The organism is Cupriavidus sp. 22TCCZM01-5 (assembly GCF_057798915.1).
Genome location: NZ_JBYOJR010000045.1, coordinates 23,167 through 49,368 on the forward strand (window position 1 = coordinate 23,167; position 26,202 = coordinate 49,368).

The 26,202-nt window shown below is 65.2% G+C and carries 20 protein-coding genes; 14 read left to right on the forward strand and 6 right to left on the reverse strand.

The genetic code is table 11. The features are described from left to right. Window positions 1–308: 308 nt before the first annotated feature. The 6 genes from AC3FNH_RS29210 (at window position 309) to AC3FNH_RS29235 (ending at window position 8,646) form a co-directional block, all read left to right on the forward strand. Window positions 309–1,577 carry a TolC family protein gene (locus tag AC3FNH_RS29210; protein ID WP_488722551.1) on the forward strand — a complete coding sequence of 423 codons (1,269 nt, stop codon included), beginning with the start codon at window positions 309–311 and terminating at the stop codon, window positions 1,575–1,577. After that, entirely contained in the window at window positions 1,561–2,769 is a 1,209-nt protein-coding gene (locus AC3FNH_RS29215; protein ID WP_488722552.1) for an efflux RND transporter periplasmic adaptor subunit, read from the forward strand. Before AC3FNH_RS29210 ends, AC3FNH_RS29215 begins: the two co-directional genes overlap by 17 nt. A 13-nt stretch (window positions 2,770–2,782) precedes the next feature. Beyond that, the gene (locus AC3FNH_RS29220; RefSeq protein ID WP_488722553.1) at window positions 2,783–5,902 is read left to right on the forward strand and encodes an efflux RND transporter permease subunit; all 3,120 of its coding nucleotides are present in this window, start codon (window positions 2,783–2,785) and stop codon (window positions 5,900–5,902) included. A 277-nt stretch (window positions 5,903–6,179) separates the two neighbouring features. Further along, window positions 6,180–6,761: a hypothetical protein gene (locus AC3FNH_RS29225; RefSeq protein ID WP_276103081.1), complete on the forward strand. Its 582-nt coding sequence runs from the start codon at window positions 6,180–6,182 to the stop codon at window positions 6,759–6,761. Between the two features lie 64 nt (window positions 6,762–6,825). Beyond that, a complete protein-coding gene (locus tag AC3FNH_RS29230; RefSeq protein ID WP_276103082.1) occupies window positions 6,826–7,029 on the forward strand; it encodes a CsbD family protein in 204 nt (67 codons plus the stop codon). 198 nt (window positions 7,030–7,227) lie between these two features. Next, complete coding sequence (locus AC3FNH_RS29235) at window positions 7,228–8,646, forward strand: sensor histidine kinase (protein ID WP_276103083.1); 1,419 nt, start codon at window positions 7,228–7,230, stop codon at window positions 8,644–8,646. Between the two features lie 81 nt (window positions 8,647–8,727). Here the strand turns inward: AC3FNH_RS29235 and AC3FNH_RS29240 are convergent, their stop codons facing one another. Continuing rightward, window positions 8,728–9,225 (reverse strand): acyl-CoA thioesterase, encoded by a 498-nt coding sequence (locus tag AC3FNH_RS29240; RefSeq protein ID WP_276103084.1) that lies wholly within the window; start codon window positions 9,223–9,225, stop codon window positions 8,728–8,730. Between the two features lie 354 nt (window positions 9,226–9,579). After that, the gene (locus AC3FNH_RS29245) at window positions 9,580–11,145 is read right to left on the reverse strand and encodes a glycosyltransferase family 39 protein (RefSeq protein WP_488722554.1); all 1,566 of its coding nucleotides are present in this window, start codon (window positions 11,143–11,145) and stop codon (window positions 9,580–9,582) included. 360 nt (window positions 11,146–11,505) lie between these two features. On the opposite strand from AC3FNH_RS29245, the gene AC3FNH_RS29250 reads away from it, so the two are divergent. From AC3FNH_RS29250 to AC3FNH_RS29265, 4 genes are all read left to right on the forward strand, one after another. After that, the gene (locus AC3FNH_RS29250) at window positions 11,506–12,285 is read left to right on the forward strand and encodes a GntR family transcriptional regulator (protein ID WP_488722555.1); all 780 of its coding nucleotides are present in this window, start codon (window positions 11,506–11,508) and stop codon (window positions 12,283–12,285) included. Between the two features lie 35 nt (window positions 12,286–12,320). Then, the gene (locus AC3FNH_RS29255) at window positions 12,321–13,865 is read left to right on the forward strand and encodes an acetolactate synthase large subunit (protein ID WP_488722564.1); all 1,545 of its coding nucleotides are present in this window, start codon (window positions 12,321–12,323) and stop codon (window positions 13,863–13,865) included. 142 nt (window positions 13,866–14,007) lie between these two features. Next, window positions 14,008–14,412, forward strand: coding sequence for a Zn-ribbon domain-containing OB-fold protein (locus tag AC3FNH_RS29260; RefSeq protein WP_488722556.1), 405 nt, complete (start codon window positions 14,008–14,010; stop codon window positions 14,410–14,412). After that, window positions 14,409–15,581 carry a thiolase gene (locus AC3FNH_RS29265; protein ID WP_276103089.1) on the forward strand — a complete coding sequence of 391 codons (1,173 nt, stop codon included), beginning with the start codon at window positions 14,409–14,411 and terminating at the stop codon, window positions 15,579–15,581. Before AC3FNH_RS29260 ends, AC3FNH_RS29265 begins: the two co-directional genes overlap by 4 nt. Before the next feature lie 212 nt (window positions 15,582–15,793). Here the strand turns inward: AC3FNH_RS29265 and bcsS are convergent, their stop codons facing one another. Together bcsS and AC3FNH_RS29275 are read right to left on the reverse strand one after the other, a co-directional pair. Further along, the gene (gene bcsS / locus AC3FNH_RS29270) at window positions 15,794–16,462 is read right to left on the reverse strand and encodes a cellulose biosynthesis protein BcsS (protein WP_276103090.1); all 669 of its coding nucleotides are present in this window, start codon (window positions 16,460–16,462) and stop codon (window positions 15,794–15,796) included. Between the two features lie 92 nt (window positions 16,463–16,554). Further along, on the reverse strand, window positions 16,555–18,714 hold the full coding sequence (locus tag AC3FNH_RS29275; protein WP_488722557.1) for a glycosyltransferase family 2 protein: 2,160 nt from the start codon (window positions 18,712–18,714) through the stop codon (window positions 16,555–16,557). A 500-nt stretch (window positions 18,715–19,214) separates the two neighbouring features. Here AC3FNH_RS29275 and AC3FNH_RS29280 point away from each other — a divergent pair, with 500 nt between their 5' ends. Further along, window positions 19,215–19,880: a TetR/AcrR family transcriptional regulator gene (locus tag AC3FNH_RS29280; protein WP_488722558.1), complete on the forward strand. Its 666-nt coding sequence runs from the start codon at window positions 19,215–19,217 to the stop codon at window positions 19,878–19,880. Continuing rightward, window positions 19,873–20,832 carry a pirin family protein gene (locus AC3FNH_RS29285; protein WP_488722559.1) on the forward strand — a complete coding sequence of 320 codons (960 nt, stop codon included), beginning with the start codon at window positions 19,873–19,875 and terminating at the stop codon, window positions 20,830–20,832. Before AC3FNH_RS29280 ends, AC3FNH_RS29285 begins: the two co-directional genes overlap by 8 nt. 60 nt (window positions 20,833–20,892) lie before the next feature. Here AC3FNH_RS29285 and AC3FNH_RS29290 read toward each other — a convergent pair whose 3' ends face one another. Continuing rightward, complete coding sequence (locus AC3FNH_RS29290) at window positions 20,893–22,026, reverse strand: acyl-CoA dehydrogenase family protein (protein ID WP_488722560.1); 1,134 nt, start codon at window positions 22,024–22,026, stop codon at window positions 20,893–20,895. A gap of 13 nt (window positions 22,027–22,039) precedes the next feature. Next, a complete protein-coding gene (locus tag AC3FNH_RS29295; RefSeq protein ID WP_276103096.1) occupies window positions 22,040–23,233 on the reverse strand; it encodes an acyl-CoA dehydrogenase family protein in 1,194 nt (397 codons plus the stop codon). Window positions 23,234–23,542: 309 nt separating this feature from the next. Here AC3FNH_RS29295 and AC3FNH_RS29300 point away from each other — a divergent pair, with 309 nt between their 5' ends. Next, window positions 23,543–25,057, forward strand: a complete 1,515-nt coding sequence (locus AC3FNH_RS29300; protein WP_488722561.1) for a class I adenylate-forming enzyme family protein — start codon at window positions 23,543–23,545, stop codon at window positions 25,055–25,057. 82 nt (window positions 25,058–25,139) lie between these two features. Next, window positions 25,140–26,108, forward strand: a complete 969-nt coding sequence (locus AC3FNH_RS29305; protein WP_488722562.1) for a Bug family tripartite tricarboxylate transporter substrate binding protein — start codon at window positions 25,140–25,142, stop codon at window positions 26,106–26,108. The last annotated feature ends 94 nt before the right edge of the window (window positions 26,109–26,202 follow it).

Here is a 26,202-nt window from a genome sequence, read left to right on the forward strand (position 1 = left end):
TTTTTTGCCAGGATGAAAGCGCTTTGTAATCCGATTCGGGTTGAATGCGGGCGGGAGATCGTGCGCAAGTACCGGACAAGGCAAAAAACGCCGCCAATGACGCGCCAGGCGACGAAATATCGTCAGTTCGGTGCACCAATCGGCGGGCACGGTCGTTTACCTCTGACTGTTGTCAAACCGAGCCAGACCGAATCGTGCATTTTCCTGCTTCAAGCGCTGCCGCCGCCGTCATCCTGGCGGCCGTAGCTGGCCTGACGGCCCCGCTGGCCCAAGCCGCCAGCCAGCCGCTTCCGCCCGACGGGCCTTGCATGCCGCCGCCTCCCAAGGCCAGCCTGACACTGGCCCAGGCGCGCCAGGACGCGTTGCGCTGCAACCGCGACATCATTGCAGCGCGCCGCGGCGAAGAAGCCAGCCAGGCGGACATCCAGATCGCATCGCAACGCCCGAACCCTGTGCTGAGCGTGGGCGTGCAGAACATCAACCCGCACGCCGGTGTCGGCTCGGGCAACTTGCGCAGCAAGACCGTCGATTCGACCTTCCGCATCGACCAGCTGGTCGAGACCGCCAACAAGGGCAATCTGCGCAAGGATGCCGCGCAGAAGGCCAGCGTGGCGGCCGGCGAGGCACTGCAGGCCGTGGTCGCGCAGCAGACCGGCGCGGTCGAGCAGGCGTTCTACGATGCCGTGGTCAGCCAGGAACGTGTCCAGGTGCTGACCGAGACGGTGGCGCTCTATACCCGCACGCAACAGGCCAACGAGACCCGGCTGAAGGCCGGTGATGTCTCGCGCGCCGACGTGACCAAGCTCCAGCTCGACAACCTGCGTGCGCAGAACGACATGCGGCAGGCCATGGCCGACCATATGCGCGACAAGGCGCAGCTGGCCCAGGCCATGGGGGTGCCGGGCACGCTGGCCGATAACCGCCTGGTGCCGGACTGGCCATCGCTCGACGAGCCGACGCCGCCGGTCGATCCGGATATCGCGCAGCGCCGTCCCGACGTGACCGCGGCCGAGGCCAGGCTGGCCGCCGCCGCCTCGGCGCGCGACCTGGCCCGCGCTGGCCGCGTGCCCGACGTGACCGTGGGCGCGCAATACGAGCACTACCCGGTTTCCGAGACCAACACGAACGGCAGCGGCAACAGCTACGGCGTCTTTGTCTCCATCCCGCTGTTCGTGCGCCACAGCAACGGCGGCGAAGCGCGCCGCGCCGAGGTCGACTACTACGCCGCGCTCGACGACCGCAACCGGGTGCTGCTCGAGGCCCAGAACGAAGTCGAGCGCCTGCGCAACCAGCTCGAAGCCGCGCGCCTGTCGCTCAGGCAGATGCGCGAATCGGTCGTGCCCGCCGCCGAATCCGTAGCCGGAAGCGCCGAGTTTGCCTATACCAAGGGCGCCACCGGCGTGCTCGACCTGCTCGATGCACGCCGCGCGCTGCGCCAGACCCGGCTCGACGCCACCAATGCACAGGGCGACTACGCCAAAGCCTTGTCGGCATACCGCACGGCGTTGCAGTCCACCACCACTCCCGTCAGCTCCATCCCGAATTCCCAGGTCCGTACCGATGCGCCGCGTCCCTAATCTGCTGTCCGAAGTGTTCCAGTTTTCCCGCGCCGGCATGCCCGCGCGCGTGGCCGCCTTGTCCCTGTGCGCGCTCGCGCTTGCCGCGTGCGGCAAGGACGAAGCGCCCAAAGCCGATGACGAGCCCAAGGTGAGCGGCGAGACCGTCCAGTTCCCGGCCAGCGTGAAGGCGCTGCCAGGCATCGCGGGCGAGCCGGCCCATACCGGTGGCGAGCGCATGTTGAGCCTGCCGGGCCGCCTGGTCTGGAATGAGGACAAGACCGTGCGCGTGTCCACGCCGTTCGCGGGCCGCGTGACGGAAATCCTGGTGCAGCCCGGCACCACGGTGAAGGCTGGCCAGCCGCTGGCCAACCTCACTTCGTCGGACTTCGGCGTGGCCCAGGCCGACGCGCGCAAGGCCGCCGCCGACAACGCTGTGGCCTCCAAGGCGCTGGCTCGCCAACGTGAGCTGTACGCGGCCGGTGTGATCGCGCAGAAAGACCTGGAACAAGCCCAGGCTGAAGCAGCCCGCGCGACCGCCGACCTGCAGCGCACGCAGGCCGCGTTGCGTCAGTACGGTGCGATCGTGGGCGAGGGCGTCAACCGCTTTGCCCTGCGCAGCCCGATTGACGGCCTGGTGGTGGAACGCAACATCAACCCGGGCATGGAACTGCGCCCGGACCAGCCCACCGCCGCACCACTGTTCCTGGTGACCGACCCCACCACGCTGTGGGCGCAGGTGGATGCCGCCGAGGCGGACATGGGCCTGTTCAAGGCCGGTGTGAACGTGCAGTTGTCCACCGCCGCGTACCCGGGCGAAACCTTCACCGGTACGGTGGTGAAGATGGCCGACTATGTCGATCCCACCGCGCGCAGCATCAAGGTCCGCCTCACTGTTCCCAATCCCGACCGGCGCCTGAAGGCCGAGATGTTCGTCACGGCAAAACTGAAGGCCGCCTCGTTCACCGGCATCGCGGTGCCCTCCAAGGCCGTGTTCCTGGCCGATAACCGCAATTATGTGTTCGTGCGCACCGCGCCCAATACCTTCGTGCGCCGTCCGGTGAAGCTGGGTGTGACGTTGCCCGGCGTGAGCGAAGTGCTCGACGGCATCAAGGACGGCGAAATCGTGGTGACCGAAGGCAACCTGTACCTGCAGGACATCCTGCGCGACGCCACCGCCGTCAACAAGGCGCGCGCTGCGGCCAAGCAATAAGGACGGCCGCCAGATGATTTCGCGTATCGTCAATTTTGCCCTGCACCAGAAGCTGTTCGTCTGGCTGGGCCTGCTGATCTTCGTGGGCGGCGGCCTGGCCGCGTTCAAGAACCTGCCGATCGAGGCCTTCCCGGATGTGTCCGACATCCAGGTCAACATCATTACGCTCTACCCCGGCCGCGCCGCCGAGGAAGTGGAGCGCCAGGTGACCATCCCGATCGAAACCGCGATGGCGGGCACGCCCAATTCGGTGCGCGTGTTCTCGCATACGCAGTTCGGCCTGTCGTTCATGATGGTGACCTTCAACGACAAGGCCACCGACGTGACCGCACGCCAGCAGATCCTGGAGCGCCTGCGCGGCGTGGACCTGCCCGACGGCGTGCACCCGGACCTGGCGCCGCTGTCCACGGCAATCGGCGAGATCTACCGCTTCCGGCTGACCGGCAAGGGCTACACGCCGCAGGAACTGCGCACGCTGCAGGACTGGGTGGTCGAGAAGAACATGCGGCAGGTGCCCGGCGTGGCGGACGTGGTCACCATCGGCGGCACCACCAAGCAGTACGAGGTCAACCCGAACGTGGCGCGCATGCGTGACGCCAAGATATCGCTGGCGCAGCTGTTCACCGCACTGCAGCGGGCCAACTCGAACGCCGGCGGCGGCGCCGTGGCGCACGGGCGCCAGCAGTTCCTGCTGCGCTCGCTGGGCAGCTTCCGGACGTCGGCCGACATCGCCAATGTGGTGGTGGCCGAAAACAACGGCACGCCGATCCTGGTCAAGGACATCGCCGACGTGAAGATCGGTTCGGCTCCGCCGCAGGGCCTGATGGGCCAGGACGACGAAGACGACATCGTCTCGGGCATCGTGGTGATGCGCAAGGGCGAGAACCCGTCGCTGGTGCTGGACGCGCTCAAGAAGAAGATTGATCTGCTCGACGACCAGATCCTGCCCAAGGGCGTGAAGATCGTGCCGTACTACGACCGGTCCACGCTGATCGACAAGACGCTGCACACGGTGTTTGGCAACCTGGTGGAAGGCGCGCTGCTGGTGATGGCGGTGCTCTACCTGTTCCTGGCCAACGTGCGCGCGGCGGCCATCGTGGCGCTGGTGATCCCGCTGGCGCTGCTGTCGACCTTCATCGGGCTGACCTGGGTCGGCATCCCGGCCAACCTGCTGTCTTTGGGCGCGATGGACTTCGGTATCATCGTCGACGGCGCGGTGATCGTGGTCGAGAACATCTTCAAGCGCCTGGGCGAGCTGAAGGAGCAGCAGATCCAGGACAGCAAGGCGCGGCTCTACGCGATCCTGCAGGCCACCACGGAAGTCGGCCGGCCGACCGTGTTCTCGATGGTGATCATCATCGCCGCGCACATCCCGATCTTCACCTTGCAACGGCATGAAGGGAAGATCTTCGCGCCGATGGCCTATACCGTGACGGGCGCGCTGATCGGTTCGCTGATCATCTCGCTGACGCTGGTGCCGCTGCTGTGCCACCTGCTGCTGAAGAAGAACATTGCGCACGACGACAACTTCGTGGTGCGCTACTGCAAGCGGTTGTACGAGCCCATGCTGGCCTGGGCCCTCGACAACAAGAAGACGGTGGTCGGCGTGGCGCTGGGCCTGCTGGTGGCGACCGTCGGCGTGGGCAAGTTCCTGGGCAGCGAATTCCTGCCCGAACTCGACGAAGGCTCGATGTGGGTCAGCTTCGACCTGCCGGCCTCGGTCTCGATCGACGAGGCCCGCGACCAGGCGCGCAAGCTGCGCGGCGTGATCCGCAAGACGCCGGAAGTCAACACGACCATCTCCAAGGTGGGCCGCCCCGACGACGGCACCGACCCGAAGCTGATCAACACCGTTGAAATCCTTGTCGACCTGAAGAACGACAAACAATGGCGCGCCGGCTACGACAAGCGCAAGATCATCGAGGAGATCAACCACAACCTGCGCCAGCTGCCGGGCATCGAGCCCAACTTCTCGCAGCCGGTGCGTGACAACATCCTGGAATCGATCTCGCAGATCAAGGGCCAGATCGTCATCAAGGTGCAGAGCGACAGCCTGGAGCACAACAAACAGGTGGCGGACCAGATCCTGGCCAATGTGCAGTCGGTCAAGGGCGTCATGCGCGCCTTTATCGACCGTGACGGCGAACTGCCGCAGTACGTGCTCGATTTCGACCGCGCCCAGGCCGCGCGCTACGGCATCAACGTGGCCGATGTGCAGGACCTGATGGAAACCGCGCTGGCCGGCAAGGCCGCCACGGAGCTGTGGGAAGGGGAAAAGCACTTCAGCGTGGCCGTGCGCCTGAAGCCGTCGGAGCGCGAGCTGCCGAACCTGCCGAACATCTTCATGCAGACCGCCGATGGCGCGCAGGTGCCGCTGTCGCAACTGGTGACGTTCCGTGCTGCCTCGGGCGCCATGAACATCAGCCGCGAGAACGGCCAGCGCACCACCTCGATCGGCATCTTTATCCACGACCGCGACATGGGCAGCGTGGTGAAGGACATGCAGGCGCTGGTGGCGAAGAACGTGAAGGCGGACGACGTCAAGATCAGCTGGTCGGGCGAGTTCGAGAACCAGGAACGCGCCATGGCGCGGCTGTCGATCGTGGTCCCGCTGTCGGTGCTGGTGATCTTCCTGCTGCTGTTCAATGCGTTCAAGTCGTTCAAGAGCGCCACGCTGATCATCTCGAACATCCCGTTCGCACTGATCGGCGGCGTGTTCGCGCTGTTTCTCACGGGCATTCCGCTGTCGGTGTCGGCGGCCATCGGCTTCATCGCACTGTTCGGGCAGGCCGTGCTGAACGGTGTGGTGATGGTGACGTACTTCAACCAGTTGCGCGATGAAGGCATGCCGGTGCGCCAGGCCGTGCTGACCGGCTCCATGGACCGCCTGCGCACGGTGCTGATGACGGCGCTGCTGGCCATGCTGGGCCTGTTCCCGATGGCGATCTCGCGCGCCATCGGCTCCGAGACCCAGCGCCCGCTCGCCATCGTCATCATCGGCGGCCTGATCACCGCCACGATGCTGACACTGATCGTGCTGCCCACGCTGTACGAGTGGATGGTCGGGCGCAACTGGCCGGACGAGGAAGTCGACGAGCCGAACAACCGGTTGTCGGACTCACTGTCCTCCTGATGTAAGCGGTAACAAGGCCCGTCTCCCGAGACGGGCCTTTTGTTTGCGGGGCACGGAATGGCCATGCCCAGCATCGCCCCTTCGCCTCGCAGGCGTCCCTTTTCCCTCGCCTGGCCATTGCTCTGTCGGAATCCTCTGACGCCGCTTTCGGAACGCTACTCCTGCAGGAGCGGCGGCTCAAAACCTACGCTGAACACATGCAGCAGGGCCGCCGGGGGAACCCGGCTGTCAGCTGCGACGGCAATCCCGCCAATCATTCACGTGGAAGGAGTCCGACATGATGAAGAAATGGCTGTCAGCAGCAGTGTGTTCGATGATGGTTGCCGTCCCGGCAAGCTATGTCATGGCCCAGACCCACCCAGCCGGGTCCAAGGCCGACTATGACACCGCAGTCAAGCAGGCCGACGACAATTACAAGGCAGCCAAGGGCAAGTGCGATGGCATGAGCGGGAACGCCAAGGACGTGTGCAAGGCCGAGGCCAAGCGCGACCGCGACGTCGCCAAGGCCGACGCCGAAGCCAAGCGCGACGGTACCGAAAAGGCGCGTGCCAAGGCCATGAAGACCAAGGCCGACCGCGACTACGACGTGGCCAAGGAAATGTGCGACGACAAGTCCGGCAACGACAAGGACGTGTGCAAGAAGGACGCCAAGACAGCCCATGAGAAGGCCCTGGGTGAGGCCAAGATCGAAAAGGCCGCCGCGACCGGTACGCGCACCGATGTCGCCGAAGCCCGTCGCGATGCACGCAAGGACACCATGGACGCCGCCTACAAGGCTGACAAGGAGCGTTGCGACGCGATGACAGGCGACAGCAAGGACAAGTGCGTGGCAGATGTGAAGGCCAAGTACGGCCGCTAAGCCGGCCGGTACCGAAGCCGGCATGCGCCGACCATCACGGAACATCGACGACAAGGAGCACCACATGAACTGGGAACAGATCGAAGGAAAGTGGGACCAGGCCAAGGGCAAGATCAAGGAAAAGTGGGGCAAGCTCACCGATGACGACATCACGCAGATCAAGGGCAAGCGCGACCAGCTTGCCGGTCGCATCCGCGAGCGCTACGGCTACACGAAGGAGCGTGTCGAGGAAGAAATGAAGCAGTGGGAGAACGACGCGCGCTGGTAAGCGTCGGCAGTCCGGAAGCGGGGCGGCGGCAGGGTGCGCAAGCACTCCGCCGCCGCCCTGGTGTTTCTGGAACCCCCAGCTAGTAGGGGATGCGTTAAGCGCAAGTTAGCTCAGAATGCAATCAAATGATGCACGCCGCAGGCTGCCCCGACTTAACATGTCGTGTTGCTTCGGGGACACCCACTCACCGCGCCACGCATGTACGCCGCCCTGCCAGCCTTCGTCTCGTCCACCTTTCTCGGTTACGGCCTCTATGTGCTGGTGACCAAGGGCGTGACGCGCGTGTCGGCGTCGTTCTTTCTGCTGTGCGTGACCACCTTCGCCTGGCAGGGGACGTGGGTCTTCCTGTTCCAGGCCCAGCATCCCGACGTGGCCACGCTGCTCGCGCGGCTCGGCTACCTGTTCATCCTGTTCCTGCCGACGACGTACTATCACTTCATCGCCGAGGTGACCGAGCGGCGCGATGAGCGGCCGATCCTGCTTGCCTCGTATGGCATGAGCGTGGTCCTGGCCATGCTGCTGCTGTCGAGCAACCAGGTGGTGGCGGGCTACTATACGTACTTCTTCGGTGACTACCCGAAGGCCGGCCCGCTGCATCCGCTGCATCTGTTGCAGACCGTGCTGGTGGCGATGCGCAGTGCCTGGATCCTGCTCGAAGCCCGCCGCAACGCGACCGCGGAACGCCGCAAGCGCTACAACCTGTGCCTCATGGCGGTGGTGCTGTACTCGCTGGCGGCCGTGGACTACGCGGCCAACTACGGTTATGCCTTCTACCCGCCCGGCGTGGTGTTCGTGGCCTTGAGCCTTGGCATGCTCGCGGTCAGCGTGGTGCGCTACGACTTGATGCATCCGTATTCGCTGGCCGCCACGGTGGCGCATGAAGTGCGCACGCCGCTCGCTTCCATCCGCATGCAGGCGCAGGAGATGGCGCGGACCTGGCCCGAGGTGCTGCAGGGCTACCGGCTGGCCGTGGAGCACGGGCTGTGCGAAGACCGCATGCGTCCCGGCCAGCTCGAGCGGGTGTCCAGCCTGGTGGGCGCGATTACCAGGGAGGTGGATGGCACCAGCACCGTCATCGACATGGCGCTGGCCTCGGTCACGCTGGAGCGACTGGACCGCAGCACCTTCGCGCCCCACGGCATCGGCGACTGCGTGCGCGCCGCACTCGAACGCTATCCGTTCCAGGGCGACGACCGTGCCCGCGTGCAGGTGCGCGGCATCGACGACGCCTGGCGCTTCGTGGGCTCGGACACGCTGCTGGTGTACGTGCTGTTCAACCTGCTGAAGAATGCGCTCCATGCGATCCGCGCGCGCGGCGACGGCGGTATCGACATTGTCGGCTCGGCCGAGGGCCCGTTTCACATCGTGCGCTTCCGCGACACCGGCTCGGGCATTCCGGCGAACGTCTTGCCGCGCATCTTCGATCCCTTCTTCTCCACCAAGGCGCATGGTACCGGCGCCGGGCTGGGGCTGGCGTTCTGCCGCCGGGCCATCGAGTCGTTCGGCGGGCGCATCGAGTGCGAGTCCGTGGCCGGCTCGCATACCACCTTCACGCTGCGGCTGCCGCGCTTCACGCCCATGGCGGACGGGCGCCTGCGCGCCAGCGTCGCCGGCTGACCCGATCCGGCGGCGCCGGGCCTGCATCTCGGCCCGCGGTCTTGCCGGCCGCGGGCCGACGATTGCTAGTGCTACCTGGCCTTAGCTGGCCAGTGCCGGCAGGACCAGTTCATATTCCTTGACGCGCTCGATGATGCCGCGCGGGAAGCGGCTGATCCGCTTTTCCTTGTCGGCAAAAACGATCTGCTGGTACCCCAGCGACACCGGCTTGCCGCCGACGCAGAAGCGGAACAACAGATACGCCGAGCACTGCTTGACCTGGAACGTGTTCAGGTAGCAGTCCACGCGCTGGAATGGGAACGTCTCCTCGACATACTCCTGGTGCGCGCGCTTGGTCACGAAGACGCCGCCGGCTGCCAGCAGGTTGTCATGGATGCATTCGTGGAACCAGCGTTCCCGGCAGATGCCCTGCCATTCGAAATAGCGGGCGAAATAGGTATTCATGAAGGCATTGGAATCCTTGAGATAGATATCGATCGCGTGGTGGAACGTCTTCTGCGGGGGTGTCTCCAGCAGGTCCTGGGTCAGCATGGCAGTACCGCGGTTCAGCACTTGGGGGATCACGTCTCGCATCAACATGGATTGACTCCTGAGAATGACTGCGAAGCGGCAGTCGCGCAGGCCCCGGGGAAGTTGGGGCATAACGCATTCTGGCCGCTTGCTGCATGGCGTTGGCGCGAGGATGTGGTGCCGTTGGCACTGTGGCAACGCAGGCCGGGCGCGTGAAAGGCCTGGCCGTCGGGTGCCCGCCGACGCTGAAGCGGGCGCGAGCAGAGCGCCGCTCCCATAAGACGCGGGCGCATGATGGCGAGCAGCCGCGCTATTCGCCTTGGTCAGACGCTCGCCAACAACATCGCTGAAGGCTGGCAGCGCGCAACGGCATCCGTGCATTGCGCCTGCACCGGGAAGCCGTTGAATGACGGTGGGACTCGTTCACTCACCACGTTGGTTGGGGAAGAGTATTGCCATGCCCAGCTTATGGTCCGAAGCCGGGCCATGGAGAGTCACTGCTGGCTGTATGGTTGCCCCAGGATAGTGTTCCGCAAAAAATGGCGGAATGCCTGCTCCCTCGTGTTCGGCATCCCAGACCAGCATTGCACCGGACTTGTCCAGGTCCTCAGGTGTCACCCAGGGGTTGAAGCGATAGCCGCCGTAGCCAAAAAAGGCCGTGGGGCGATCGTCAGAATAGAACGCGGCATTCCCCGCATACCATGTATCGCCAATCACGTACTTCAGCGGCTTGCCTGTCTCGGCTTGCCATCGGGTTGTCACTTCCGCGGCAAGTTCCCGACCCGGAAAATGCGTCCGGCTTTCCTTGCCGAGGAGGATTGGCCGGCCCAGTTGATCGAGCGCGAACAACAATGCGGGAAGCAGCAGGGCCACCATCCACGCGCGGCTGAAGGTACGGAGCCGCTCCGTCGTCAGCACCGGCCTGATCTCGGTAGCGATCAGCAACCCTACGAAGCACAGCAGCGGCGCCGCCCACATGACCCGCGGCGGTCTATGCGTGATGGCCGACAGGCCCAGCGAAAAGAGCAGGGGCCCCAGGGCCAGGGCGGCAAGATAGGCCCGGTCGAATTGACGCGGCTCCGAGGGCGTTGGCGCTGCGTTCTTGTCCTTCCAGCGCCACAGCATCATTGCGAGGAGCAGCATCGGAATGACCGCGGCCAGCTGCGCGCCGATAAACGAAACCAGCTTGATCAGGTAGGCGCCCCTGGCGGCCTCGGGCGCGCGCCGGGCAACATATTCGATAGACATGAAACCGGTATCGACGATCCAGAGCATATGCGGAAGGAACGTGAGCAGCGCGGTCGATACCAATACCCACGGACCCGGTTCGGCGAGACGACGGCGGGCCTGCGGGTGCGCCAGCACAAAGATGGCCATGGGGATGAGATAGGCCCCCATCGAATAGCGCGCCCATAGCCCAAGGCCGGCAACGAGTCCGCTCAGGCACCAGTCGCCGAGGCGATTGTCGGTCAGTGCGCGATGCAACAGCCAGCCAAACAGCGCGCCAAACGGCATCTGCAGGATGATGTCGTTGAACTCCGGGGTGGGGAAGTTGAAGTAATAGACGCCTTCCAGCAGAAGCACTCCGATGAGTGCTTCGCGCTTGGTTGTGATGCGGCGGCCCAACTGCCAGACCGCGACAAAGACCGTTCCGATACAGACTTGGGCGGCAAGATAGCAGGCCCAAAGATTCTTGCCTGGCCACATGGTCAGAACTTCTGTTACCCATGGCCAGAGCGGCGGATCCTTCTCATACCCAAGTTGCCATTCATGGCCCCAGCCCAGCGCCTCGATAATGTCGAGTGATGCATTCTGCAATAGCAGGCTTGGCAAAAGTGTCCAGAGAATCACATGAGCGAGGACTGCCAGGGCAAGGATCCGGCTTGCGCCCAGCCGTTGCAGGGTACCGGACCATGTCTCTAGCGCGCCGGGAAGAATTGCGGGCGCCTGCGCTACTTCGCCACGCGAATAAGTTGATGATTTTTCCACTTTGATCTTGGAAATCCGTGCGCCGGGCCGGGTGTCGGAAAAGATTTGAAAATCTTGCTTGTTGAACTGCTGCGCTGGGAACCGCTAGGGCGCGAACGAACGCCATTGTCGCTGTCGCACGATTCGATTATCTCAAAGTGTTACGAAAAATTTCAAAATGTGAATGTGCGAGTTGACACATTAATGGCCGGGTGATAGCGATCAAAAGAATGATGATTAATAACCACAAAGAGAGAACCTTGATCGCGGTAAACCCTAGTAGTCTAGGTTTGTAGACCTTTATAAAGTCCGGCATACCGTCTGGTGCAGGGTGCCCCACGCACGGTGATTGAACCGGGCAGAGCATCAGCCTGGCCAGCCATGCCGGACAAGCCATCGACAGAACTCCTTTCCCGTAGCCGCCAGCCCGTCTACCTGCAGCTCGCCACCATCTTCCGCCGCCAGATCGAAAGCGGGGCGTGGGGGCCCGGCGCGCAGATTCCGTCGCTGGAGGCGTTGTGCCGCCAGTACGGCGTGGCCCGCATGACCATGCACCAGGCCCTGTCGCTGCTGGACGAGGAAGGGTTGCTCGAGCGTTCGCGCGGACGCGGTACTTTCGTCAAGGCCGGCCGGCGGCCACAGCGGCGTGTGTCACTGTCCACGAGCTGGGACGAGGCCGTTGCCGTGGGCGATGCCATCGACACCGAGGCGCTGGTGGAGTCCGGGGGCAACGTGGCCTTGCCCGCCGACCTGGGTCTGCCGTGCAGCGGCCGGCGGGCCCCTGAATATCATTTCCTGCGCCGCCTGCACCGGGCGGAGGGGCGGCCTTTCGCCATCTGCGAGGTGTACATCGAGGCCGGCGTCTTTGCGCGCGAGCCGGAGGCCTTCCGGCATGGCGCCTCGGTGCAGGTGCTGGACCGCTTTCCCGGCCTGCAGGTCAGCGCCGCGCGCCAGCGGCTGACCATCGTCGCGGCCGGGGCGGAATCCGCTGTGGCGCTGGACCTTGCAGTCGGGGCCCCCGTGGCCGATCTGCGCCGCTACGCCTGCGTCGACGATGTGATCGTGTACTACGCCCGCATTGAATTCCCCACGGAATTCGTCTGTCTCGATTTCGACTTGCTGGCCGGGTTCCGGCCGCCGTCCGAAGCCAACCCGTCCTGAATCATGGAACCCGAACCATGGAAACCTCCCAAGCGTTGAATGGCGCTGAAAGCCTGGTCAAGACCCTGCTGGCCAGCGGTGTCGACACCTGTTTTGCCAACCCCGGCACGAGCGAGATGCACTTTGTGGCGGCGCTCGACCGCATTCCCGGCATGCGCTGCGTGCTGGGACTGTTCGAAGGTGTCGTCACCGGCGCCGCCGACGGCTACGCGCGCATGGCCGACAAGCCTGCCGCCACGCTGCTGCATTGCGGCCCCGGGTTGGCCAACGGCCTGGCCAACCTGCACAACGCGCGCCGCGCGCAGACGCCGGTGGTCAATATCATCGGCGACCAGGCCACCTACCATCGCCCGCTCGATGCGCCGCTCACCGCCGACACCGAGGGCTGGGCCCGCCCGGTGTCGGTGTGGACGCGCACGGCCACGCATGCCGCGTCGGTCGGCGCGGATGCCGCGGCGGCGGTGCAGGCCGCACGCGCCGCGCCGGGCGGCGTCGCCAGCCTGATCCTCCCTTCGGACGTTTGCTGGGATGCCGGCGGTGAAGTGGCCGCGCCACTGCCGCCGCTGTCCGTGCCCAAGGTCGCGCCGGACGCCGTGCAGAACGCCGCGCGCGTGCTGCGCTCCGGCCAGCCAACCCTGATCGTGCTGGCGGGCGGCGCGCTGCGCGAAGCGCCGCTCGCCGACGCACACCGCGTTGCCGCTACCACGCAGGCACGGCTGATCACGCCCATGTCGAACGCGCGCGTGTCGCGCGGACGCGGGCGGCTGGCGGTGGATCGCATTCCCTATTCCGGCGATGTCGCGCGTGACCGGCTGGCAGGCATCCGCAACGTGATCCTGGTCGGTGCGCAGGCGCCCGTGACGTTCTTCGCCTATCCGGGCAAGTCGCCGCGTCCGTATCCGGAAGATGCCGTGGTGCACGTGCTGGCGCGGCCCGAAGAGGATCTCGCCGATGCGCTGGCCCGGCTCGCCGACGAGGTTGGGGCAAGGAACGCGGCGCTGCCGCAATCAGCATCTGCGGCATCTGCCAACATCCCGCGCGGCGCGGTCACATCGGAAGCCGTGGCGAAGACGCTGACGGCGCTGTTGCCGGAACAGGCCATCGTCGTGGAGGAGAGCGTCAGCTTCGGGCGGGCCTTCTATCCGGGCACCGTGAACGCCGCGCCGCACGACTGGCTGCAGCTCACGGGCGGCGCCATCGGTGCCGGCCTGCCGCTGGCCACCGGCGCCGCCGTGGCCGCGCCGGGCCGCCGTGTGGTGGCCTTGCAGGCCGATGGCTCCGGCATGTACACGCTGCAGTCGCTGTGGACCATGGCACGCGAGCAACTCGACGTCACCGTGGTGCTGCTGGCCAACCGCAAATACGCCATCCTGCTGGGCGAGCTGGCCGGCGTGGGCGCCAACCCGGGCAAGACCGCGCTCGACATGCTCGACATCGGCAGCCCCGACCTGAACTGGGTGCAGATGGCCAATGGCATGGGCGTGGAGGGCGCATGCGCGCACGACATGAAGACATTTGCCGACCTCTTCCGCATGGCCAACCAGCGCAAGGGTCCGTTCCTGATCGAGCTGGTCATCTGAGCATCGGCGTGCCCGAAGGGGGATTTCCGCATTCGGGAATCCTGCCTTTGGCAGATGCGAATTGCTGCACCGCGCATAGTGCGGCAATCTGGCAGCTGTGCCATGGAAGCCCCATGGCGGCATCATTTGTGAAGGAGACACCATGCCCCAACAAGGAGCGGCGGCGGGTCCGGACAAGGTCTACGCGGACATGCTGGCCGCCGGCCAGTTCCGCATCCAGCACTGCCAGGACTGCAAGCAGCACGTATTTTTCCCGCGCAACATCTGCCCGCACTGCGGCGGTGACGCGCTTGACTGGACCGAGCCGAAAGGCACCGGCACGGTCTACTCCACCAGCGTGATCCGCCGCAAGCCCGAAGCCGGCGGCGACTACAACATTGTGCTGGTCGACCTGGACGAAGGCGTGCGCATGATGAGCCGGGTCGAGGGCATCGCCCCGGCGTCCGTGCGCATCGGCATGCGCGTCAAGGCGCGCGTGGCGCCTGGCAAGGCAGAAGGCGAGCCCGCTCTCGTCGTGTTCGATCCGGTGGAGGGCCAAGCAAAATGAGTCTGTCTTCTCTGCGCGGCAGCGTCGCCATCGTCGGCGTCGGCCAGGCCGGCCTGGGCGAAGCCCACGGCAAGACTGAAATGGAAATCCTGGTGGAAGCCGCCAAGGCAGCCGTGAAGGATGCCGGCATGTCGATGCGCGACATCGACGGCATCGCCACCGCCAGCGTCGGCGCCACCATGTGGGTGATGCCGGTGGCCGAGTACCTCGGCATCAAGCCGAAGTTCGTCGACAGCACCATGATCGGCGGCTCGAGCTTCGTTTCGCACATGCTGCCGGCCATGATGGCGCTTGAAGCTGGTCTGTGCGACGCGGTGCTGGTCTGCTACGGCAGCAACCAGCGCACCTCGACCGTGGGCCGCGCCGGCATCGGCAAGGTTCGCGCCGTGCTCGATCCACAGCCGTACGAAAACCCGTACCAGCCGCTGAGCCCGATCACGTCGTACGCACTGGCCGCCGCGCGCCACATGCACCAGTACGGCACCACGCGCGAACACCTGGCCGAAGTGGCCGTGGCCGCGCGCAAGTGGGCGCAGCTCAATCCGGAAGCGCAGATGCGCGATCCGCTCAGCATCGACGACGTGCTCAATGCGCGCATGGTGTCTGACCCGCTGTCGGTGCGTGACTGCTGCCTGGTGACGGACGGTGCCGGCGCCTACGTGATGGTTCGTGCCGACCGTGCCAAGGACATGGCCAAGCCGCCGGTCTATGTGCTCGGCAACGCCACCGCGACATGGCACCGCCAGATCTCGTGCATGCCCGATCTCACCGTCACGGCAGCGAAGGAATCCGGCGAGCGCGCGTTCGCCATGGCCGGCCTCAAGCCGTCGGATGTCGACGTCGCTGAACTGTACGACGCGTTCACCATCAACACGCTGCTGTTCCTGGAAGACCTTGGCTTCTGTCCGAAGGGCGAGGGCGGTCACTTCGTCAGTGGCGGCGGGATTGCTCCGGGCGGTCGACTGCCGGTGAACACCAACGGTGGGGGGCTGTCATGCGTGCATCCGGGCATGTATGGGATGTTCATCACGATCGAAGCCGTGCGCCAGCTGCGTGGCGAATGCGGTGACCGTCAGGTCAAGGACGCGGAAGTCGCCGTGGTCCATGGCAATGGCGGTACGCTGTCCAGTCAGGCGACGGCGATCCTGGGGACGGCTGCCACGTTGTAAGGCGCTCCGGGTTTGAATGGAAGAAGGGAGGCGGTGGAATCGGGATTCGGTTCCACCGCCGCTTTTTTCTTGGGCTTTGCCGGATTGCTGCTGCCGAGCGCGCTGGCACGAGCCAGGCAACGACGACGCGCCTGGTCTGTCATTGCGACGCGCGCGCGTGCGGCAACGTACGACATGACGGGTTCTGGTTTCCAGGGCGGGCGGTACGGCCTTCAGAAGGATTTGCTGATTTCCAGGCCGCCGTAAAAGGCGCGCGACACGCCGGATGTCTTCTTCACGCCGGTGAAGAAACCCAGGTTCAGGGTTTGCGTGAGCGGGATTCCCGTCAATACCAGGCCGCCTTGTGTGGAGTGGTAGAACGGGTCGCCATGCTTGATCAGTTCCACACCGGCCCAGGCCTTGCCGAACACTTTGTACATCACGCGCCCGCGTGCCCAGTAGGCCTGCGGGCCAAAGGTATATGAGGCGATGCCGTTGACAAGCCAGTGCTGTGCAAACTCCTGCTGTCCCAGCAGGGTCAGCGCCAGACCCCATTGGCCGCCGTCGTTTCTGTTGTCGGCGCCTTGCGGCGAGACGCGGTTGTAGCGGTAGCGCGCGCCGGCGGTGGCTTCCAGCCAGCCGGTGTCCCAGCCCTTCTGGAGCCCCAGTGCCGCCTCGGCGGCCTGGCCGTTCACCGACACGGATGTGCCGTTGGAGCCGTAGCTGTAGTGGTAATCGCTCACCACGAGCTTCTGCGTCAGGTAGGGTACGGGCAACCAGCCTGATGTCACGCCCACATATTCGCTACGCTCGCCGCCGCCGGCCAGGCTGGCGCCGCCGAACAGGGTTCCCGCCCGCGCCGGCAGCGGAGATAGCGCTGCCGCGCCGGCCAGCAGGGCCATGGCCAATGGAAGTGCCAGGGGCGCAAGAGGCGCCACTGCAGGGCGGACCTGATACGGTTTGGGCATGCACCGCGTCATGAAGCTTCCCTTTTTCAGACCGTGCTTGCGCACGGTGTAATGTTGTACAGGTGAAAATCGCCGGTGGGTGTGCTGAGCCGGCCGCTGGGCGTAAGGCTGACGGTCTGCTCGGTCAGCTTACCTGCAGTGGACTGACGCAGCGTGGTGCCGGCCCCCAGGTCCAGCTCAATGCTGCTGAACAGCAACGGTGCGGCACCTTCGATGGTGGCGATGGCAACCGGCAGCTTGCCCGGGCGCAGCGGCTGCATCAGTAGCCCGGCCGCCCAGCTCTGCGCGAACAAGGGACCGCTGCCTTGCCGGCGCAGCAGTTCGGCCAGCCGTGTCAGCGGCGGTGTCTCGGTCTCCGTCAGGTTCCCCATGTCGAGCTGCAGCCGACTGCCATACAGGAAGGTCTCCAGCGCGCCCGTATTGCCGCGGGCATCCCATTGGAAGCGCAGCCCGACCGTAGCGGCGCCGGCCGGGTCGCTGCGACGATGGCTGACAAAGGTGGCCACGGCCACGTCTTGCACGATCAGGCTGGGGAGGTGAATGAGCACGTCCACGGTACCGCCGCGCGCCAGGCCGCCGACATGTTGTCCGACATAAAGCGCGCCATTCGGAGACAGGTCCGAGGTGAGCCCGAGGTAAGTCGCGCCATTCACTTCGAGCGTGATCGGCAAGCGCAGCGGAAACCTGTACTCGACGCGACGGTTGGCGGCATGGCGGCGGGCGAATGTAGCCACCGAAACGGCGGTGGCCAGCGTGACCAGCGTCCAGACCATGGTGACAACGCCCGCACCTACCGGAATACTGCCCGTGTACATGCGGTACACCCCCACGGGCACGCTGATGGCCGCGATGCCGGCAAGCACCAGCAGTGGCGACAGCCACAACCATACCTTGCCGGAATCGGACAACTGCTTATCGGTGACTGCGAAGGGGATATCGCGGCGAAACAGCCCCATGCTGGTAGACATGAAGGCGAAGAAGCGGGCCATTGCATACTGTTCGCTGAGGAACAGCGAGTTGTAGCCGCGCCCCAGTTCCAGGTGTACCAGCATGGACAGCAGGTAGTAGAGGCAGAACAGGAACAGGAATGTGTCCAGCGGAGCGACGATGGGCAATTGGCCGAACAGGAACACGGCCGGCGGCGTCAGGAAGAAGATGAGCTTCTGCCAGCCCTCGAAGAAGAACAGCGCCGAGGCGAAATAGTTCAGCCGCTGCCCCAGCGTGAGGCCGCGCCCGAACAGGATGTTCTCGCGCCGGAACACCTGCATGGAACCCATGCCCCAGCGCATGCGCTGCTTCAGGTAGGTGTCTATGCTGTGTGGCGCGAGGCCGAACGCCAGCGATTCGCCGTAATAGACCGACCGGTACCCGAGCTTGTGCAGCTTGATGGCGGTGTGCACGTCTTCGGTCACGGTTTCCGTGGCGAACCCGCCGATCTCGTTCAGCGCCGCGCGCCGGACCACTGCGCAGCTGCCGCAGAAGAAGGCGGCGTTGAGGACGTCCTTGCCGCGCTGGATGATTTTGAAAAACAGCGCCTGCTCGTCCCAGACGCGCTTCTTGCCAAGGCGGTGCCCGAATGAATCGATGTTGAAGAAATCCTGGGGTGTCTGGACGAATGCCACCTTTGGGTCGCGGAAGAACCCCAGCGTCTTCATCAGGAAATCCTTGCGCGGCGCGTGGTCGGCATCGAATATCGCGATGAATTCGCCGTCCGTGCGCGTCAGTGCCTGGTTCAGGTTGCCGGCCTTGGCGTGCAGGTTGTCTTCGCGCGACAGGTAGCGGCAGCCCAGCTCCGCGGCAAGCTTGCGCATGCTCTCGCGACGCCCGTCGTCGAGCAGCCAGGTCTCATGCGGGTAGTCCATCCATTTGGCCGCCAGCAGCGTGCGGCGCAGCAGGTCGACCGACTCGTTGTAGGTAGGAACGAAGACGTCGACCTTGAGCCCTTCCGGCGCGGGCGCCGGCTCACGCACGCTCAACCGGTACGTCATCAGAACGAACAGCAGCCCGCTCAGGTAGCCATAGATTTCGGCCGCGTAGAGCGGAAGGGAGAGCCACGCAGCTGCATGATTGATGGTACTGATGCGCCAGCCCATGTATATCAGACCGCAAAGCACATAAATCACGACAAGCCAGGTGATATAGGGCTTGGGCGGCTCGGTCTTCATGTCGTCGGCATCGGGGCGCATGGATCAAAGTCAGTTGGCAACCGCGGCAACTGCTGTCCCAAACGGCCATTGCCTGCCATCCGGAAGATGCGCGCTGCGCTCGATTCCGGTGGCACGCCAGGGCGGACAATGCCTTTGGGCTTCCTCCACCCAACTGCCGGCATCCTTCCGTTGCTTCGATCAGCCATGCCGCCCGGACCCATGCGCGTGCTGTCGCTGTCTGCAATCTGATTTTCACGCGGCCCGACATCGTTCGCGATTGAGGGCGGATCAGGTCCGCCGCCTTTATGGCCACGATGTGGGCAGAGAGAAAAGGCGCTTTGCAGTTGAGAATAGGCGACAATTTTGCCGGCCGGAAGCGATACTTTTTTTTCAGCTGATCGTCTACACAATGCAGGATATTCCGCTTATCGCCTCCTTCAGTGGCTGATGCGGCATGTCAGGTCTTGTCCGAGCCCTCGGTGGTGCGCCTGATAAGCTTGTCAACACTGGGGAAAACACGGACACGAATTCCGGCCACGATGAAACAAGCCCTGACGCCCCTGGAAGGACAGGAAGGATTCGCAGTACCGCGCTACTCGCGCGGCAAGAGGACGACGGAGCGGTTGCTGGAAGCCGGCCGCCGCCTGTTGCGCGACCGCACGCTGGACCAGGTCCCGATCCAGGACATCTGCGCCCATGCCGGCGTGACTACCGGGGCCTTCTACAGCCGCTTCGATGGCAAGGAGAGCTACTTCCGTGCCCTGCAGACCTTGCTGGTGGCGCAATTGCGCGAAGGGATGGCGCAGCGCGTCGCGCTGTTCGATGCCGGGCAGATGACCCTGCGCGAGGTGGTGGAATCGCTCGCGCGCAACAACCGCATGTGGGCGTACCGCAACGAGGGGGTATTGCGCGCGTCGCTGATCGAGCGCGCCGTCACCGGCGAAGACCCGCTCAAGCGGATGAACCAGGACTACGTGGAGCTGGTGGTGCCGCGCCTGGCGCGGCTGCATCCGGCGGGCGCTTCGCCCGAACTGGAAACGCGTATCCGCTTTGCCTACCAGGCCATGGTGGGGACGCTGATCTATACGCTGGTCAACCGGTCCGGTACGTACCGCTTGTCAGACCGCACGCTGGAGACGGAGATGGCGCGGGCGTTTTTTCTCTACATTACGCAGGAACTTGGACAGGAGAATTCCCATGAGTGATGTCACAGCGGACCGGAGCGTGTCCCGCTCCACCGATTGCCCGCCGTGCCCTGGCAGCCCCGTGATGGAGCGCATTTCGACGCGCAAGGCCGAAGTCGGCGAACTGGTCATCCACCGCGCTCTGCCCAGTCGCCAGCGCCGCATGGTCGGCGCCTGGTGTTTCCTGGACCATGCGGGTCCCATCGTGTTCGGGCCCGGCGACGGCCTGCGCGTCGGGCCGCATCCGCATATCGGCTTGCAGACGTTCACGTGGATGATCGAAGGCGAGGTCATGCACCGGGACAGCCTGGGCTCCGAGCAGGTGATCCGGCCCGGGCAGGTCAACCTGATGACGGCGGCCCACGGCATCTCTCATGCGGAGGATTCCGTCACCCCGGAAGGCGGCGGCTTGCATGCGGCACAGCTGTGGATTGCACTGCCTGAAGCCGAACGCCATGGCAAGCCGGCGTTCAGGAACTATCCGGACCTGCCGGTCACCGCGCACGGAGGATTCCGTGTCACGGTGCTGGTGGGGACGGCTTTCGGCGAAACCTCACCGGTCGAGGTGTATTCCCCGCTGACCGGGCTTGACCTCACGGCCGATCGAGCGGCGCAGGCGTCGTTGCCGCTCGATGCGGGTTTTGAGCACGCCGTGCTCGTATTGAGTGGCGAGGCGCAGATCGAAGGCGAAATGCTGGAGCCCGATACGCTGCTCTATCTGGGCACCGGGCGTTCGCAGCTCCACGTGCAATGCTCCGGGCCAGCGCGCTTGCTGGTGATCGGTGGCGCGCCGTTCGGCGAGGAGATCCTGGTGTGGTGGAACTTCGTCGCGCGCAACCAGGCGGAGATCGAGGCGGCTGCACGCGATTGGAACAGCGGCGATCAACGCTTCGGGAAGGTCTCGGGAAGTCCATCGCCGCAATTGCCGGCCCCGGACCTGACCGGTGTGCAAATCAGGCAGCCGGGTCGCTAGCGCGCGGGAGGGCGCTCCTGACGCTTTGCAGGAACGCCGCCGGCGCTGGCGACGCTGGCCTCAGGCAGCGGTTTCCATCACTTCGCCGAAGCGCTGCAGGTGGTGGTCGCTGTCGCCGAGCAGCTGGTCGAGCATGGTCAGGCGCTTGAAGTAGTCGCCCACGGCAAGTTCGTCGGTCATGCCCATGCCGCCATGCAACTGAACGGCCTGCTGACCGACATAGCGGCCGGCGCGCGCCAGCGTGACCTTGGCGGCCGACAGCATGCGGCGGCGGCGTGCCGGATCGGTTTCGTCCAGCGCCTGGACTGCCACATAGGCCATCGACAGGGCCAGCTCCTTCTGCACCAGCATGTCTGCCATGCGGTGCTGCAGCGCCTGGAAGGCACCCAGCGGCTTGCCGAACTGCTGGCGCGTGCCCAGGTACTCGCCGGTGATCTCGATCAGCTTCTCCATCGCGCCCGCGCCTTCGGCGCACAGCGCGGCCACGCCGTGCTCCATGCCCAGGCCCAGCGCTGCCAGGCCGTCGGCCGGCTGGCCCACCAGGGCGTCGGCGCTCACGGTGACGTTCTGCAGCGACACGTCGGCGGCGCGCATGCCATCGATGGTCGGGTAGCCGGTCACGTTCAGGCCGGCGCTGTCACGCGGCACCAGGAACAGGGCGACGTCGTTGCTGCCGGCAATGCGTGCGCTCAGCAGGTAGGCATCGGCCGAGGCGCCGTGCCAGACCAGGCTCTTGGTGCCGTTCAGCACATAGCCGTTGCCGCTGCGTTCGGCGCTGGCGCGCGCGGTCTCGGGACGGTAGCGCGTGGTCGGCTCCAGGTACGCCAGCGTCACGATGCGCTCGCCGCTGGCAATCGCCGGCAGCCATTCTTCCTTCTGCTGCTGGCTGCCGTAGGCCGAGAGGATAGCCGCCGACATCACGCCGCTCGGCGTGACCGGTTCCAGCACCAGGCCGCGGCCCAGTTCGCGCTGCACCACGAGCTGGCTCGCGGCGCCTTCGCCGAAGCCGCCGAAGTCGGCCGGTACGGTCAGGCCCAGCACGCCCATTTCGGCCAGCTTGTTCCACACGCCGCGGTCCAGGGCCTCGCCGGCGCGCGAGCTCTTGCGGCGCGCGTCGAACGTGTATTCGGTATCGATGAAGCGGCGCAGGCTGTCCGCCAGCATCTGCTGTTCTTCGCTGTAGGTGAAGTCCATGTCTGCTATCCCTTCAGAAACCCAGGATCATCTTGGAGATGATGTTCTTCTGCACTTCGGTGGCACCACCGTAGATCGAGGTCTTGCGCATATCGTAGTAGGTCGACGACGCCGAGGCGGCCCAGTCCGGACCCGACACCGGCTGCACTGCGCCCGGTTCGAGCCAGTCCGGCGAGTACGGCCAGGCGTTGGGGCCGGCGACTTCCATCATCAGCATGGCCAGGTCCTGCTGGATCTCCGAGCCGCGGATCTTGACGATCGAGGCCTCGGGGCCGGGCTGGCCGCCCGATTGCGTGGCCACGCGCAGCAGCAGCATTTCGAGCGCCATGATGTCCATCTCGATGCGGGCGATCTTGTCACGCATGCGCACGTCTTCGATCAGCGGGCGGCCGGCGCCGTCGGTGGCCTGGCTGGCGTAGTGCTTGAGCTGGCGCAGTTCGCGGTGGCAGTGACCGATGCCGGCAATGCCGGTGCGCTCATGGCCAAGCAGGTACTTGGCGTAGGTCCAGGCCTTGTTCTCTTCGCCGAGCAGGTTTTCGACGGGCACTTCCACGTCTTCGAACCAGGTCTCGTTGACGTCGTGGCCGCCGTCCAGCGTCTTGATCGGACGCACGGTGACGCCAGGCGACTTCATGTCGATCAACAGCATCGAGATGCCTTCCTGGGCCTTGGCCTCGGGGTCGGTGCGCACCAGGCAGAAGATCCAGTCGGCGAAGTGAGCCATGGTGGTCCACGTCTTCTGGCCGTTGACGATGTACTTGTCGCCCTTGCGCACGGCGCGCGTCTTGAGCGAGGCCAGGTCCGAACCGGAGCCCGGCTCGGAATAGCCCTGGCACCAGAAGTCGTCGACGTTGGGAATGCGCGGCAGGAAGCGTTCCTTGTGCGCCTGGCTGGCGTACTTCATCAGCACCGGGCCGATCATGGTCAGGCCGAACGGCAGCATGCGCGGCGCGCCGGCGCGCAGGGTCTCGATCTCGAAGATCAGGCGCTGCAGCGCATTCCAGCCGGTGCCGCCCCATTCCTTGGGCCAGGTCGGCGCGCCCCAGCCGTGCGCGTTGAGGATACGGTGCCAGCGGACATAGTCGTCCTTCTCGACTCGCTGGTGGTTCAGCACCTTGTTGCGGATGTCCTCCGGCAGATTGGCCTGGACGAAAGTCCGGACTTCTTCGCGGAAGGCCTGTTCCTCAGCGGTAAAACGCAAATCCATCTGAATGTCCCCTGTGGTACGCGGGCCGCATGGCGTCTGCGCGGCGGCCCTTCACTGTGCCGGCCGATTGTATGAGGGGCTTGCCGTTCGGTTCTTCACCAATGGCAAAGGTGATCTTCGTACCGGCGGAACCGTTGCGCGGAGGACGTGGCGGCGCCGAACACGGCCTTAGCGAATTCGAAATGGCTTAGCCGGAATACATGGCGCAAACTCCCTGACCTGCAGCAAGTGCGTTGCCGTGCATCCTTCGACGCATCCGCCGTATTTGCCATATTCGCCGTATCCAATCCCGACCGAGCAGCGAGCATCATGTCTTCCTTCCGCCCCGAGTTTATCCACGACCTTCCACGCCACTGGGCCACGCAGACACCGCAAGCGCCGTGCCTCTATGAGAACGGCACCGTGATCCGTTACGGCGACCTGTGGCGCCGCATCGAGAGCACGCGGGACTGGCTGGCCGCGCAGGGCGTGGGCGAGGGCGACCGCGTGATCGTGGTCGGCGAGAACTGCAACGAGATGATCGTCACGATGTTTGCCTGCAGCACGCTGCACGCGTGGCCGATCCAGGTCAACGCACGCCTGTCGGCGCGCGAGATCGACAACATCCGCGACCACGCGCAGCCGCTCCTGGTCCTGTTCACGGGCCATGTTTCCGACGTCGCCGCCGCGCACGGCCGGCGGCTGGATGCCACGGCGACAGGTTGCCCGGTCTATGCGGATGGCATGACCGTGGCGCGCGCTGCAACCACGCCGGAGCGCGTGCCGGCCGGGCAGGCGCGCAAGGTGGCCACGCTGATTTATACGTCGGGCACCACCGGTGCGCCCAAGGGCGTGATGGTGCCGCATGAAGGCCTCACGCACTTCGCCCGCATTTCCGCGACCTCGCGCAATATGGGGCCGGACGATGTCGCCTACGGTGCGCTGCCGATGTCGCACATCTTCGGCATCGCCACGGTGCTGCTGGCCACCTTGTATGGCGGCGCCAGCCTGTTCGTGCGTCCCCGCTTCGATGCGGACGAGGTCTTCGAGGCGCTGGACACTCCCGGGATCAGCATCCTGCAGGGCGTGCCGACCATGTTCACGCGCATCATGGCGGTGGCGCAGCAACGCGGGCGCAAGGCCTATCCGCGCCTGCGCTATCTCTATACCGGCGGCGCGCCGCTCGATCCGACCCTGAAGGGCGATGTGGAAGCGTATTTCGGCCAGCCGCTGCACCATGGCTACGGCATCACCGAATACGCCGGCTCGCTGTTCATCACGCGCATGGAAGCCCCGCGCGCCGATTGCTCGGCCGGCTACATCGTCGAAGGCGTGGAGATCAGCATCACCGACGGCGACGGCAATGCGCTGCCGGCCGGCGAGCGCGGGCAGATCCGCGTGCGCGGCCCGGGCGTGATGCTCGGCTACTACCGCAATCCGGAGCAGACCGCCGAGGCGCTGCTGCCCGGCGGCTGGCTCAATACCGGCGACCTTGGCTACCTGGACGCTGACGGCGCGCTGTTCATCTCGGGTCGTTCCAAAGACCTGATTATCCGCTCCGGCTTCAACGTGTACCCGATCGAAGTGGAGTCCGTGATCAACGCGTTCCCGGGCGTGCGCCAGTCGGCAGTGGTCGGGCGCAGCACCAGCGACGGCAACGAGGAGGTGGTGGCCTTCATCGAGATGCAGGACGGGGTCGAGCCCGATCGCGCCAAGCTCGATGCCTACCTGCGCGACAGCCTGGCACCGTACAAGCGCCCGGCAGAAGTGCGCGTGATCGACGTGATTCCCACGACGGCGAGCGGCAAGCTGCTCAAGCAGCCGCTGCGGGCGCTGCTGGGCTGACGGCCCGGCGCAGATTTTTCTTCCCGCCGGCCCGGCAGCCGGTGTCCGGTGGGGAACACAAAGCAATCCTGGAGGAGACAAGATGAAACGTTGGATGACCGTCGCCGCAATGATGGCGACACTGCTGCATGGGGCCGCATGGGCTGCGGACGCGTATCCGTCGCGCCCGGTAAAGCTGATCGTAGGCTATGCACCGGGTGGCCCGGTCGATACGGCCGCACGCCTCTACGCCGAGCAGCTTGGCCGTGCGCTGCATCAGCCCGTGGTGGTGGACAACCGCGCTGGCGCGAGCGGTGCCATTGCCGCCGATCTGACGGCCAAGTCCGAGCCGGATGGCTACACCCTGTACTTCGTCGCCAGCCCGACCATGACCATGACGCCGCTGATCCAGCGCTCGGTCAAATTCAACCCGCTCAAGGACTTCACGTACATTGGCCTGATCACCGACTACACCAACGTGCTGCTGGTGAACAAGGACTTCCCGGCGAAGAACGTAGGGGAACTGGTCGATTACGCACGCAAGCATCCGGACGATGTGTCGTTCGGCTCGGCGGGCGTTGGTGCGTCCAACCACCTGTCGGCCGAACTGCTCGCCCAGATGAGCCACGTCAAGATGCTGCACGTACCGTACAAGGGCAACTCGCCTGCCATGGCCGACGTGGTAAGCGGCAAGGTGACGTTCATGTTCGACATCACGGGTACGGCGATCGGCCATATCAATGGCGGCAAGGTGCGGGCGCTGGCCGTCACGTCGAAGACGCGCAATCCAGCGCTGCCGAATGTGCCGACCATGATCGAATCCGGTCTCAAGGACTATGACCTGACGGGCTGGTACGCACTGATTGGCCCGCCGAAGCTGCCTGCCGATGTGGTCGACAAGCTGATCAAGGCACAGAAGACCATTGGCGATGATCCGGCGTTCAGGCAGCGCATGGTTGCCGGTGGCTATGACCTCAACATTTCCGGCCCCAAGCCGCTGGCTGATCGCATTCAGCGGGAGCTGACACTGTGGGGTGGGGTGGTCAGGACGGCGAAGATCCAGGCGGATTGAGGGGCCCAGGGGGCTTTGTTGGCTCGTCGTTCTTGGCGGGCGCCGCTGTTTCGCCGGCGTAGCCGGCGACTTACTCTTTTGTCCGAGCGACAAA

What these genes read in the sequence shown, in the direction of transcription:
- AC3FNH_RS29230 (WP_276103082.1), top strand. Translation starts at nt 6,826, where the DNA reads ATGAACTGGGAACAGATCGAAGGAAAGTGGGACCAGGCCAAGGGCAAG.
- AC3FNH_RS29250 (WP_488722555.1), top strand. Translation starts at nt 11,506, where the DNA reads ATGCCGGACAAGCCATCGACAGAACTCCTTTCCCGTAGCCGCCAGCCC.
- AC3FNH_RS29305 (WP_488722562.1), top strand. Translation starts at nt 25,140, where the DNA reads ATGAAACGTTGGATGACCGTCGCCGCAATGATGGCGACACTGCTGCAT.
- AC3FNH_RS29220 (WP_488722553.1), top strand. Translation starts at nt 2,783, where the DNA reads ATGATTTCGCGTATCGTCAATTTTGCCCTGCACCAGAAGCTGTTCGTC.
- AC3FNH_RS29260 (WP_488722556.1), top strand. Translation starts at nt 14,008, where the DNA reads ATGCCCCAACAAGGAGCGGCGGCGGGTCCGGACAAGGTCTACGCGGAC.
- AC3FNH_RS29240 (WP_276103084.1), bottom strand. Translation starts at nt 9,225, where the DNA reads ATGTTGATGCGAGACGTGATCCCCCAAGTGCTGAACCGCGGTACTGCC.
- AC3FNH_RS29225 (WP_276103081.1), top strand. Translation starts at nt 6,180, where the DNA reads ATGATGAAGAAATGGCTGTCAGCAGCAGTGTGTTCGATGATGGTTGCC.
- AC3FNH_RS29265 (WP_276103089.1), top strand. Translation starts at nt 14,409, where the DNA reads ATGAGTCTGTCTTCTCTGCGCGGCAGCGTCGCCATCGTCGGCGTCGGC.
- AC3FNH_RS29290 (WP_488722560.1), bottom strand. Translation starts at nt 22,026, where the DNA reads ATGGACTTCACCTACAGCGAAGAACAGCAGATGCTGGCGGACAGCCTG.
- AC3FNH_RS29235 (WP_276103083.1), top strand. Translation starts at nt 7,228, where the DNA reads ATGTACGCCGCCCTGCCAGCCTTCGTCTCGTCCACCTTTCTCGGTTAC.
- AC3FNH_RS29210 (WP_488722551.1), top strand. Translation starts at nt 309, where the DNA reads ATGCCGCCGCCTCCCAAGGCCAGCCTGACACTGGCCCAGGCGCGCCAG.
- AC3FNH_RS29300 (WP_488722561.1), top strand. Translation starts at nt 23,543, where the DNA reads ATGTCTTCCTTCCGCCCCGAGTTTATCCACGACCTTCCACGCCACTGG.
- AC3FNH_RS29275 (WP_488722557.1), bottom strand. Translation starts at nt 18,714, where the DNA reads ATGCGCCCCGATGCCGACGACATGAAGACCGAGCCGCCCAAGCCCTAT.
- AC3FNH_RS29280 (WP_488722558.1), top strand. Translation starts at nt 19,215, where the DNA reads ATGAAACAAGCCCTGACGCCCCTGGAAGGACAGGAAGGATTCGCAGTA.
- bcsS (WP_276103090.1), bottom strand. Translation starts at nt 16,462, where the DNA reads ATGGCCCTGCTGGCCGGCGCGGCAGCGCTATCTCCGCTGCCGGCGCGG.
- AC3FNH_RS29295 (WP_276103096.1), bottom strand. Translation starts at nt 23,233, where the DNA reads ATGGATTTGCGTTTTACCGCTGAGGAACAGGCCTTCCGCGAAGAAGTC.
- AC3FNH_RS29285 (WP_488722559.1), top strand. Translation starts at nt 19,873, where the DNA reads ATGAGTGATGTCACAGCGGACCGGAGCGTGTCCCGCTCCACCGATTGC.
- AC3FNH_RS29215 (WP_488722552.1), top strand. Translation starts at nt 1,561, where the DNA reads ATGCGCCGCGTCCCTAATCTGCTGTCCGAAGTGTTCCAGTTTTCCCGC.